Genomic DNA, 12,443 nt, shown 5'->3' with positions numbered 1-12,443 from the left:
AGCTCTGTCCTTTCGGACCTGAATTTTTCTAAATTGCTTACTACCTTGATGCAACTACCTCTACTTTCAATGTTAAATTGAAATTGAAACGAGAGTTCGAGAGAGTAATTTATTCCTTTCTCTTAATTTCTTTCTACATTGGAGGTGATGATGAAACGACTCACAGCAAAACGGGGATTCACCCTGATTGAACTTCTGGTGGTGATTGCCATCATCGCGATTTTGATCGCACTTTTACTGCCGGCTGTGCAACAGGCACGTGAAGCAGCTCGCAGAAGCACCTGTAAAAACAACCTGAAGCAGATTGGGCTGGCCTTACACAACTATCATGAAACGCATCGTTCATTTCCCCAGATGCATGTAGAAAACATTCGAAATACAACGTACGATCCTGATACGGATAGTTACCTTGCCTGGAGTGTGATGCTGCTTCCCTTCATGGATCAGTCCTCACTTTACAATCAGATTAATATGAATGCGCCTTGGCGTGCCAATTATACGGGGACTCCTCCACAACTTGCACTCGTCAAAACTATCCTCCCTGCTTTCAACTGCCCGTCTGACCCCATGGAAGGACTCAATACCAACATCGGATCCTGGGGTAAGTCGAATTATCCCGCGATTTATTCGCCCTGTAACATTAAACCCGGCGCGACCGCAGGTTCATGTTATGCCGGTCCATTTAACAATCATGCTGTCACCCGCATGCGTGACTTTACCGACGGCGTCAGCAATGTAATTATGGTTGGTGAAAGAACGACAGAAGGGGTAAATGCAGGCGGTCTCTGGATTGGTGCATCTAACTCTAGTGGTACAGCTGGTAATTATGCAAACTGGCCATATCACACTGCGCTGGTTCGAACCTGGCAGGGTGCAACAGCAACCCCGGATCCTTCCACGATCTATCTGATCAACGGGATCAATAATAATACGGGAACCAAATATGAATGGTCGCTGAGTAGCTCTCATACGGGAGGCTGCCACTTTGTTTTCGGTGACGGTCGAGTCAAATTCATCAGCGAAAACGTAAACGGCGATACCCTGGTTTATCTCGCCGCCATCAATGACAAGAATGTCTTAGGCGAGTATTAAAGCCGCGCTGTAGAAAACTCTTGTTTCCGGTTTCACCACACTGGTGAAACCGGACTCTTTGACTTTATCACAGCCACCAGAATACCAATCTTATGTAATCAGGTCCTATGAGGAGAAATATGAATCGTATTAAAAGTATGACATCGAAATTCCTGCTGGTGACATTATCAGTTTATTGTCTGGGATGTTCTGGCGGAGATTCGGTGGATCTCGGAACGGTTTCTGGCGTTATCACCATGGATGGGGCACCACTGCCTGATGCCATCATTGTTTTTATACCAGACAAAGGGAATCCCTCTACAGGGCGAACCGATGCAAGTGGTAATTACGAACTTGCCTATCTGGGCGACTCCAAGGGCGCTATTGTTGGCAGTCATACTGTGAAGATTACCACGGGAGAGCCACTGGAAGAAACCATAGATGGGGACACAGACTTAGCGAATACAGATATTACAGATACGACTGAGGTCGAGACCCCACCCGTGGAATCGGATGGTGATATGACACAGAGCAGACCACGTCCCAAGCCCAAAAAGAAAGGTGAGGAGGACCCTATTCCTGCAAAATACAATTCGAAAACCGAGTTGAAGGCAGATGTCACTGCGGGAGTCAATACGGTTAACTTTGATCTGAAGTCAAAATAAACTGTATGCAGTTACTGTCTCTATGGTTATGAAACAGGAGTTTTAACCTTGCAACCTTGATTTCAACTCAATCTATCGATTTCATTCGCAGTAACAGAAATGGTACTGCGAATTTTTTTAGACCTGCTAAATCGTACCCGGAAATCACGCAGGCCCCCTGATTCAGTACACTCACTGTTCTCACCGCTCGAAGAACCGACTCATTTCCGACCTGTACACATCGGTCTGATTGTCATTGCAGGATTCCGTATGGGTAGACTGTTCAATTCAGTCTCCGTCGATTAATCTTTAGTCAGTTCAGAGGTCGAACCTTGTTTCAGACCCTTCTGACGCTTCACACGCTCTTTCAACTACAAAATCAAGGCTGTTTATAATGCTGGCGAAACGAATCATACCCTGCCTCGATGTACATGCAGGCCGGGTGGTCAAAGGGGTCAATTTCGTCAATCTTCAGGATGCGGGAGACCCGGTGGAAGTCGCAGCGCGCTATGAAGAACAGGGGGCCGATGAACTCGTCTTTCTGGACATCACTGCCAGCCATGAAGAACGCGAGATCATTCTGGATATCGTCCGCCGTACGTCGGAGGTCATCTTCATGCCTTTGACGGTTGGCGGGGGAATTCGAACACTCGAAGATATCCGTGCGTTACTGAGTGCAGGCTGTGACAAAGTTTCCATCAATTCTTCCGCCGTCAAAGATCCGGACCTGATCCGCGAAGCCGCGCTGCGATTTGGCAGCCAGTGTATCGTCGTCAATATCGATCCCAAACGGGTGCAGAAAGACGGTAAAGAATTCTGGGAAGTGCACGTAAACGGGGGTCGTGTTCCCACGGGCCTGGAAGCCATCGAATGGGCTCAGAAAGTGGAAGACCTGGGAGCGGGGGAAATCGTACTGACCTCGATGGACGCCGACGGCACAAAAGATGGCTATGATCTGCCGATGACTCGCGCCGTTGCCGAAGCCGTCACAATCCCCGTCGTGGCCAGCGGGGGCGCCGGCTGCCCTGAACACTTATATCAGATTCTGACCGCAGGCAAAGCCAGCGCTGCGCTCGCAGCCAGCATTTTTCACTATGGAACCCATCCGGTTGATGAAACGAAACACTACCTGGCAGAACGGGGAATTCCGATTCGATTCAAAAGCGAAGTCTCCTTGAACCGGGTGTAACTGATAACCAGAAAAGGTCTACCCGTTATCCCGTGAGAGCAACAAATTTACCGGTAACGCGGGAATTGAAGCTTGCATGTTCTTTCAGAGTTCCCAAAATAGTGATAGCAGCCCAAGTAGCTTCCGTTATGTGTATGAGACCTCTCATCAATGTGTCTCACTTCTGTTCAGCAATTCCTGTCAAGTCAGCTGCACGCTCTTGCAGCAGAACATCGAGTTAGAATAAGTGGAGTTTGTTTATGGCGACAACAGTTCCTGCAAAACCTAAAGACGTCAATCCCATCACTGGGCGCGTTGAAAACGAGGTCGACAAAGTCTTCCGCCAGTTGATCAAGCATGGCGGGTCTGACTTGCATATGCAGGTAGGAAAAGCACCGATCCTGCGCGTCAAAGGAACGCTGCGGGAACTGCAGATGGACCCCATCGACCGGGACCAGATGATGGCCCTGTTTGAGCCGATGATGGATGAACGAAATCAGAAAATCTTCCACGATGAAGGGGGAGCTGACTTTTCTTACGTGGTAGAGTACGAAGGGGTGCCTTGGCGATTCCGTGTGAACCTGTTTATCCAGCTCGGTTTTCCAGGCATGGTCTCCCGTAAAATCGAACGCTCGATCCCCAACTTTGAAGGCTTATTCCTGCCCCCCGTGATGGAGTCGCTTTGTAAATTCGATCAGGGCATGGTACTGCTCGCCGGTGTGACCGGTAGTGGTAAAAGTACCACGATTGCTTCGATGTTGAACTGGGTGAACGATAATTACCGCAAACATATTCTAACGATTGAAGACCCGATCGAATTCGTCTACACGCAGAATAAATGTCTGATCAATCAGCGCGAGGTCGGCATCGATGTGAAAGACTTTGAAATCGCGATGAAACACGCCGTGCGTCAGGACCCCGACATCATGCTGGTGGGCGAAATGCGTGACATGGAAACATTCTCCACAGCCATCCACGCTGCGGAAACAGGGCACCTTGTGTTTGGAACCATTCACGCTTCTAATGCCCCCAGTTGTATCGGCCGTATTCTCGACCTCTTCCCGCAGGACATGCATAAAGCGCTGCGCAGCAGTCTGGCGTTCAACATGCGTGCCATCGTCGCACAAAAACTGCTGAAGACCATCGTCGACAAACCGGGACGAGTGCCGATCATTGAAATCATGACATTCAATCCCACCGTACGAAAACTGATCCTCGAAGAGCAGGATGAAAAACTGGCCGCTGCCATCCGTATCGGTAAAGATGAAGGCATGCAGCAGTTCAATGACAGCCTGAAAGGTTTCATCGATCGCGAATTCATCAGCCGCGCCGACGCGTTCGAAATTTCACCGAACGTCGAAGAACTGAAGATGGTCCTGAAAGGGATCGACGTCAAAGGGGCCGCGATTCTGTAAACGCGTTCTCCCAATCACGAATACAAAGCAGGCGCTGTCCATTTCAGACAGCGCCTGCTTTTTTATAGACATTTCCTGCAGAAGCTTAGCGAAACTGTCCGCCTTTCACCTTCATTTTCAGACTGTAGACTTTATTCGCACAGGTGAAGTAAAGCGTCTTTCCCTCCGCGCCTCCAAAGGTCACATTCGAACAGAACTCAGGGACAGGGATCAAACCCAGTGATTTTCCCTCGGGACTCGCCACCCACACACCACCCCGCCCGGAAAGATACAGGTTCCCCTCCGCATCAATGCTCATCCCATCGGGAGAATCCTTGCGTGATGTTGCAGGATCAAAAAACAGCTGACCTTCCCCTACCGTGCCGTCCGCCAGGATCGGAAAACTGCGCCACAGCTTTTCGTGACTGTCCCCCACATAGAGGGTCTTCCCGTCGTTCGAGGCGATCACGCCGTTAGGAACCGGCATACTGGTGATAATTTTTTTCACTTCTGCTTCAGTTGGTTTCACATACACGGCGCTGGTTTTACGGTTCTTGAAATCCGGGTCGGTAAAATAGATATTGCCATTAGGCGTCTGACAGACATCGTTGGGCTGATTCCATTTCGGATTCGCGGCAATCACGATCGTATCGGCTGGCCCCGATTCACCGAAAGCGTAACTCATCACATGCTGACCGTAGGCCTGTGCCCCCAGCATACGACCTTCCAGCGAAAGGTATGTTCCATTGATGCCTTTGGTGTTATCCAGCCAGACACTCGCTTTCCCCGTCCCATCCAGCCGCAGAATCTTTGTGTCCTTATCCACAAATGAAGTGAAGTACAACTGTTTGCCAGTCGGGTCCCAGATCGGCCCTTCGAAAAATGCTTTCGCTGCATACTCTTCCTGCAACTTCGCATTTTCAGCCACTGTTGCAGGCAGGGGATGCGTTTCCGTCTCCTGCTTTTGAGCCCATCCCATTGGAACAGAGAGCGACAAACTCAACATGACGGCCACCAGCGTGATTCGTTTTATCATAAGTATCCGGTCCTGAAAGAAATCGATTTAACAAAAAACACCGATTGCCTTTAAGGAATCGGCAATCATTTATCGTAAGAAAACAAAGGAGCCCTTTTCCACTATAGATGACTCGAAAAACAATAGAACAGACAAGATATTTGACGGGACCGACAGAGAAACTGGACTGCATTCCCTGTCGGTTACTTGATTTTGACATGCGCTCCCTTCAGACTGGGTAACAGATTCTGAATGATATTTATAAATTCCCGGAGGATCTTTCCTGCGGGATAGAACGTCCATCCCTCCCCAGTCAGATTTAGACCGACTGCATACTGCATTATCCAAGTAACAAGGATTCAGATTAATGAATCATCGCACGATCATACTACTGGCTCTCACCCCTGTCCTGTGGTCCGTAAGTTCAATAACTCAGGCAGCCCCTCCGGTTCCACCACCCAATAATACCGGAGGCGAATTTTTCAGCCCGGCGGACTCACTCAAGCAGTTCACTGTTCCCGATGATCTCAAGATCGAACAGGTGCTCGCCGAGCCCGAGGTCAGGCAGCCGATCTTTCAAAATTTCGATGAACGCGGACGCATGTGGGTCATTAACTACCTGCAGTATCCCTACCCCGAAGGATTGAGAATTCTCAGCAAAGACAAACACCATCGCGCCGTTTACGATAAAATCCCCCTGCCTCCGCCACACCATGAAAAAGGGGCCGACAAAATCACCATCCACGAAGATACCAACGGCGATGGAAAATACGATAAACATAAAACGTTCCTTGACGGTTTGAATATTGCTTCTTCGTTTGTCAAAGGGCGTGGCGGTGTCTGGGTTTTGAATCCTCCTTACCTGTTGTTTTACCCCGATAAAGATAACGATGATGTTCCCGACGGCGATCCCGTCGTGCACCTCGAAGGCTTCGGGCTGGAAGACACACACTCGGTCGTCAATAGCCTCCGCTGGGGCCCGGATGGCTGGCTCTACTCTTCGCAGGGGAGTACCGTTTCCGGAAAAGTGAAAAAGCCCGGACAGAAAGACAAAGAAGCCATTCAAACGCTGGGACAATTGATCTGGCGTTACCACCCGGAAAAGCAGATCTATGAAATTTTTTCCGAGGGGGGCGGAAACGCATTCGGCGTCGAATTTGATGACAAAGGCCGACTCTATTCCGGACACAATGGCGGCAACACTCGAGGCTTCCATTACACACAAGGCAGCTACTACCAGAAAGGCTTCGGCAAACACGGCCCGCTTTCTAATCCGTATGCCTTCGGGTACTTCCAGGCGATGAAACATGCCAAGGTCCCGCGATTTACTCACAACTTTATTATCTACGAAGCCGAAACGCTCCCGAAAAAATACTGGGGACACCTGTTTGGGATAGAACCGCTGCAGGGGCGCGTGGTCGAAAGTAAAATCACCGCCGATGGATCCTCCTATCAGACCGAAGACCTGCAACGCCCCGTCGCGACCACCGATAAACGTTTCCGTCCCGTCGATATTAAACTCGGCCCTGATGGCGCGATATATTTCTGTGACATGTACGAACATCAGATTGCCCACGGTCAGCATTATTCCGGCCAGGTGGAAAAAGAAGATGGCCGTATCTATCGACTCACTGCCAAAGATGCTAAACCGCTGGCTTCCTTCGATCTCGGCAAAAAATCTTCCGAAGAACTGATCGCCGTACTCGATCATCCCAACAAATGGTTTCGTCAGCAGGCGCTCCGCCTGTTTGGAGACAGAAAAGACGCCAGTGTGATTCCTGCTCTCAAACAGAAACTGTTCTCTTTAGAAGGACAGTCGGCGTTGGAAGCACTCTGGGCATTGAACCTGAGCGGCGGCTTTGACGAAAGCGTCGCGCAGAAATCACTGATGCATTCCGATCCGTATGTCAGGGCCTGGACCATTCGACTGCTCTGTGATGACCATCACGTCTCTCCGGAAATTGGGCAGCAGCTCATTGCGTTAGCATTGACTGAACCACACGTGCAGGTTCGCAGCCAGCTCGCCAGTTCATCCAAACGACTGACCGCAGAACCCGGTCTGCCCATTGCCTTTAATCTATTGAGCCGCTCCGAAGATCTGGAAGATGTGCACCTGCCTTTGATGCTCTGGTGGTCGCTGGAAAAACGGGTCGCTGAAAACCGGGCTGAACTGCTCACCTATTTTGAAAAGCCGGAAGCCTGGCAGTACCCACTGGTAGAAAAGTATATTCTCGAACGTATCATGCGGCGGTTCGCATCAACAGGTTCACGGAATGACCTGCTGGTCTGTGCTCGCCTGCTGGAACTCGCCCCGGAAAAGTCTCATGCAGAAATTCTGATGTCGGGATTTGAAACCGCCATGAAGGGTCGCTCGCAGGCCAGCTTCCCCAAAGAGCTGATCACCGCCATGTCAAAGTACGGCGGACAGTCTCTGTCGCTGGGTCTTCGCCAAGGCGATCAGGAGGCTGTTAAAAAAGCGCTGAAGATCGTCGCCGACTCCAAAGCGGACAACCAGAAACGTCTCGACCTGATTCAGATCCTGGGCGAAGTCAAAGTCCCGCAATCAGTCCCCCTGCTGTTGAAGATCATTCAGAACTCCAGTGACCTGCAGATGCAGATCGCCGCCATCAGCGCCCTGCAGCAATATCCGGATGAATCGATCGGCAAAGTGGTCGCCGCGCAGTACCCGAACATGTCTGACGATCTCCGCAGTGCCGCCCAGACCCTGGTTTCCATTCGCAAACCCTGGACGCTTGAATTTCTTCGGGCCATCGAAGCGGGAAAAATCAACAAAGACACCGTGCCCGTTGAAACAGCCCGCAAAATGACGGTCTATGGTGATGCAGGCATTACCGCTCTCATCGCAAAACATTTCGGCTCCATCGCCGGCGCTACAACCGAACAGATGCAGCAGCAGATCGCCGCCCAACAGAAATTGCTGACCACAGCCACAGAAGAACCCGATCGCTATGCCGGCGAAAAACTGTTCCAGAAGAACTGTGGCAAATGCCATAAACTGTTCGGCGACGGAGGAGAAATTGGCCCCGATTTGACTTCGTTCAAACGCGATGACGTCGGTCGCATGCTGGTGAATATCATCAATCCCTCCAACGAAATCCGCGAAGGTTTTGAAACCTATCTGATTGTCACCGAGGATGGGCGGACCGTCAACGGGTTCCTCGCCGATCAGGACAATAATGTGATTGTCATCCGCAGTGCCGATGGTCAAAGCATCACGGTGGAACGCGACAATATCGATGAAATGCTGCCGCAGAAGAAATCACTGATGCCAGAAGGCCTGCTCGACAAGCTTTCTGAGAAAGAAGTTCGGGATCTGTTCAGCTATCTGCGCAGCTCGCAGCCTCTACCCTGAGCATTTTCTCACCCGAACCGGGCGGCGATTGAGAAAACAGGACAACTTGCTAGAATTGAAGCCGGCTTTCCCATTACTTGAAAGTCGGCTCTTTTTACATTCACAATTGACAACTTTAAACGAGACAGGAAACAGACCATGTCGGGGTTTCGAACCGAACGTGATTCGATGGGTGAAGTACAGGTTCCAGCAGAAGCGTACTACGGTGCACAGACGCAGCGGGCCGTTGAGAATTTTCAGATCTCCGGCAATACCCTGCCTCCCAGTCTGATTCATGCCATGGGGCAGGTCAAGCTGGCCGCCGCACATGCGAACCGCGATATTGGAAAGCTCTCCGGTAGTGGAAAAAATCCGCTGAATGACGAACAGATCAAAGCGCTGATCGATGCTGCCACCGAAGTCGCCGATGGAAAATTCGACGATCAGTTTCCGATTGACGTTTACCAGACCGGCTCAGGAACTTCGAGTAACATGAACGTGAACGAAGTCATCAGCAATCGCGCGATCGAAATTCTGGGACAGGACCGCTTTGCCCCGGAAAAGTCCGTCCACCCCAACGATCATGTGAATATGGGACAGAGCACCAACGACACCTTCCCCACCGCCATCCATGTCGCTGTCGCCTCCAGCATTCACAATCATCTGATTCCCGGACTGGAAAAACTGGCAGCCAGCCTGGCGCAGAAAGCCCAAGACTGGGATCAGATCATCAAGATCGGCCGCACCCACCTGGCCGATGCCACACCACTCAGACTGGGACAGGAATTTGGTGGATTCGCCCGCCAGCTTGAACTCAGTGTGGAACGCGCCTATCAGGCAGCGGCTGCCGTTTATGAATTACCCGTGGGGGGCACCGCCGTCGGTTCCGGCATCAATACTCATCCGGAATTCGGTCACCGCGTGAGTGCCGAACTCGCGAAGCTGACCGGCATCTCTTTTGTCGAAGCTGCCGACCATTTCGAAGCCAATGCGCAGCGGGACGGTCTGGTAGAATGCCATGCCATCTTAAAAACCATCGCCACCACACTGTTCAATGTATCAAACAATATCCGCTGGCTCGGTTCAGGCCCCCGCTGTGGATTTTATGAAGTCAAGATTCCCGACCTGCAGCCTGGCAGTTCCATTATGCCCGGCAAAGTGAATCCCGTCATGTGTGAAAGCATGATGCAGGCCTCAACCCGGGTCATCGGCAACGATCAGACCATTACCATGTCCGGGGCAGCCGGTGGTCAGTTCCAGCTGAATATCATGATGCCCGTGATGGGATTTACCGCACTGGAAAGCATTCACCTGCTGGCCAATTCCAGCAATGAGTTCGTGCGGCTCTGCTCAGACAATATGGAAGCCAACGAAGAAGCCTGCAACGCAGCCGTCGAAAACAGTCTCTCCATGGTGACCAGTCTGAACCCTCATATCGGCTATGAAAAAGCATCCGCATTAGCCAAAGAAGCGTTCAAGTCAGGTAAGACAATTCGAGAACTCTGCACCGAACAGGAAATCCTGCCGGCGGAAACACTCAAAGAAGCTTTGGATCCAATGAGCATGACGGAACCACATGCTTAACAGTCAGCGTGGATCGTCAGGAAGTCATACGGCCGTTAAGGAGTACACTGGAGGCCATCTCCAGTGTTTCTCCTGACAGGCCCGCTGTTTCCATCTGGCGAATGGCTGCCTGGATATCATATTCCTGACGTTTCAACGTCACCTTGCCATCCTCAACGATCGCGTAAGAAATCCGCGGATCTCCGTCCCGAGGCTGTCCCACGCTGCCGGGATTAATCACCTGCTTGTCACCCAGATTCAGGTGAAACGGAATATGGGTATGCCCCACACAGATGAAGCTCGCATTGATGCCCTGCAGGCGGGCTGTCCACGCCGCTTCGTTATCCCCCAGATACTCGTCCAGAGGATCACGGGGGGTGCCGTGTACCAGATAGAAGGTGACCCCTTCAATCGTAATCTGTTGTGAGATCGGTAACCGCGCCAGGTATTTCATTTTGACACGATCCAGCAACTCCCAATGCAGCGGCCGCGTTGCACATGCCAGCTTGCGAAATCCGGTAGAACCTTTTGCTTCCACCCTCTGAGCAACGGCATGATCGTGGTTCCCCCGCACACAGGCAGTGGCATGCGCTTTGATCCATTCAATACAGGGTAGCGGTTCGGTTCCGTAGTCGACCAGATCCCCGACGCACAGGCAGTAGTCGAACTCTTCCTGAATCGAAGAGAGCGCCACCCAGTTGGAATGGATATCGGAAACCACAAGTACACGCATACATCATCATCCAGTATTAACAAATCCGTTATCTTATTATTCCACAGTTACTTAGATTATAGACAAGCCGCCAGGCCTGGGAAACCATTTCTATCAGACAACGCCGATTCTGCTCCTTTTTCCCGTCTCTGCGACAGAATTCCAGCAGGAAAAATCAGCTCTGGACTCCTTTTTGCAGAACTGCTAGACTCCCGCCGCATGTCTGAGGCAGCTCAATATTATCACGACCCCCGTCTAAACTTTAGACAACTGTTTCCCTTCAGGATGAAGCCGGAAACAAAGCCTCAATCATTCAATTTAATCCATCCGGTTCGGACGCTGTTCAGAAGGGATACTGATATGCGGACCATGCAACTGTTTAAACTATGTCTGATTTTTACCATCGCCGTGACAGTCTGCGCGACCAGTTTTCTGCCCGTCGCAGAGGCACGCATTGAAGCCGTCAAAGGTAAGAAATACAAGCTGACCAAACGGCATGGACCATGGATGATCATGGTCGCCAGTCTGCGTGACATTCCGGAAAGCAGGCGTTCCAAAGGCTTGAGTGCCCAGGAAGCAGCCGATGAACTGGTCTACGAACTTCGTAAACGTGGTATCCCGGCCTACACCTTCAGCCAGGAATCAGTCATTCAGCGGTTCAATACGCTCGACCGTCTGGGGCGCGAAGAACGACGCAGCTATGCCGCCCAGCGCGCCATGATTTCGGTGATCGCCGGAAACTATTCTGACAGCGAAGATGAAGTCGCACAGAAAACGCTCAAATACATTAAGCACTTCCAACCAGAAGTCATTACCGAAAATGGCGTCTACAAAAAAACTCCCGGTCAACCCGGACCGTTGAGCGGCGCGTTCCTCACGATCAACCCCCTGCTCTCGCCACAGGAAGTCGCCCAGCGAAAACAGGATCCACTGATCGCCAAACTGAACTCCGGCGTCGAATACTCTCTGCTGAATAACAAAGGCAAGTACTCTCTGGTCATTGCTTCGTTTTATGGAAATTCAGTCACAGAAACAGCCACTTCAAGATTTACTAATGCGTCTGAATCAGAAGCTGTCAGTAACAGCCTGGACAAAGCCGCTCAAAATGCCTGGCTCTTAACGAAGGCTTTACGTGAAGCGAAAAAACATGGTTTCCCTGCCGGTAATGCAACCGACATTGATGCCTATGTCCTGCATGAAAAATATCGCTCGATCGTCACCGTCGGGTCTTTCGATGCCCCCGACGATCCCCGCATTGAAGCCTATGCCAAACTGTTTGGCTCGAAAATGAGGCCTCACCCGGAAACAGGTGTCGAGGCCATGACATCCGAGTACTTCATCATTCCCGGTAATTCAGCGGGCGCACCACCATTGGCTTCCTGGGTCTTCGATCCCAAGCCTCTGTTGATGCAGGTTCCCAACGCAAAATAAGCTTCCGGATCCAGTCGATCAATCATCGCAGTAGCCTTCCTTCCACTATTCAGGCCTGATAAAGTGCCAGAATTCGGGAAGGCTTTTTTGCGC

The 12,443-nt window shown here is 51.0% G+C and carries 9 protein-coding genes; 7 read left to right on the top strand and 2 right to left on the bottom strand.

Annotated elements, in window-relative coordinates; all coding sequences use genetic code 11:
- Positions 1-147: 147 nt before the first annotated feature.
- From Pan161_RS01120 to Pan161_RS01105, 4 genes are all read left to right on the top strand, one after another.
- The gene (locus Pan161_RS01120; RefSeq protein WP_261342936.1) at positions 148-1,092 is read left to right on the top strand and encodes a DUF1559 domain-containing protein; all 945 of its coding nucleotides are present in this window, start codon (positions 148-150) and stop codon (positions 1,090-1,092) included.
- Positions 1,093-1,211: 119 nt separating this feature from the next.
- The gene (locus Pan161_RS01115; protein ID WP_145223777.1) at positions 1,212-1,736 is read left to right on the top strand and encodes a carboxypeptidase-like regulatory domain-containing protein; all 525 of its coding nucleotides are present in this window, start codon (positions 1,212-1,214) and stop codon (positions 1,734-1,736) included.
- Positions 1,737-2,109: 373 nt separating this feature from the next.
- Positions 2,110-2,904: an imidazole glycerol phosphate synthase subunit HisF gene (gene hisF / locus Pan161_RS01110; RefSeq protein ID WP_145223776.1), complete on the top strand. Its 795-nt coding sequence runs from the start codon at positions 2,110-2,112 to the stop codon at positions 2,902-2,904.
- Between the two features lie 239 nt (positions 2,905-3,143).
- Positions 3,144-4,298, top strand: coding sequence for a type IV pilus twitching motility protein PilT (locus tag Pan161_RS01105; protein WP_145223775.1), 1,155 nt, complete (start codon positions 3,144-3,146; stop codon positions 4,296-4,298).
- A gap of 85 nt (positions 4,299-4,383) precedes the next feature.
- Here the strand turns inward: Pan161_RS01105 and Pan161_RS01100 are convergent, their stop codons facing one another.
- Complete coding sequence (locus Pan161_RS01100; protein WP_145223774.1) at positions 4,384-5,313, bottom strand: SMP-30/gluconolactonase/LRE family protein; 930 nt, start codon at positions 5,311-5,313, stop codon at positions 4,384-4,386.
- A 346-nt stretch (positions 5,314-5,659) separates the two neighbouring features.
- Between Pan161_RS01100 and Pan161_RS01095 the strand changes: the two genes are divergently transcribed.
- Together Pan161_RS01095 and Pan161_RS01090 are read left to right on the top strand one after the other, a co-directional pair.
- Positions 5,660-8,665, top strand: a complete 3,006-nt coding sequence (locus Pan161_RS01095; protein ID WP_145223773.1) for a PVC-type heme-binding CxxCH protein — start codon at positions 5,660-5,662, stop codon at positions 8,663-8,665.
- Between the two features lie 138 nt (positions 8,666-8,803).
- Positions 8,804-10,228, top strand: coding sequence for a class II fumarate hydratase (locus Pan161_RS01090; protein ID WP_145223772.1), 1,425 nt, complete (start codon positions 8,804-8,806; stop codon positions 10,226-10,228).
- Positions 10,229-10,244: 16 nt separating this feature from the next.
- Here the strand turns inward: Pan161_RS01090 and Pan161_RS01085 are convergent, their stop codons facing one another.
- The gene (locus tag Pan161_RS01085) at positions 10,245-10,940 is read right to left on the bottom strand and encodes a metallophosphoesterase family protein (protein ID WP_145223771.1); all 696 of its coding nucleotides are present in this window, start codon (positions 10,938-10,940) and stop codon (positions 10,245-10,247) included.
- A gap of 339 nt (positions 10,941-11,279) precedes the next feature.
- Between Pan161_RS01085 and Pan161_RS01080 the strand changes: the two genes are divergently transcribed.
- A complete protein-coding gene (locus Pan161_RS01080; protein ID WP_145223770.1) occupies positions 11,280-12,350 on the top strand; it encodes a hypothetical protein in 1,071 nt (356 codons plus the stop codon).
- The last annotated feature ends 93 nt before the right edge of the window (positions 12,351-12,443 follow it).

It is taken from the genome of Gimesia algae (assembly GCF_007746795.1).
In the GTDB taxonomy this organism is placed as follows: domain Bacteria; phylum Planctomycetota; class Planctomycetia; order Planctomycetales; family Planctomycetaceae; genus Gimesia; species Gimesia algae.
The sequence above is the reverse complement of the archived record's forward strand: the minus strand, read 5'-3'. Positions and strand labels throughout refer to the sequence as shown.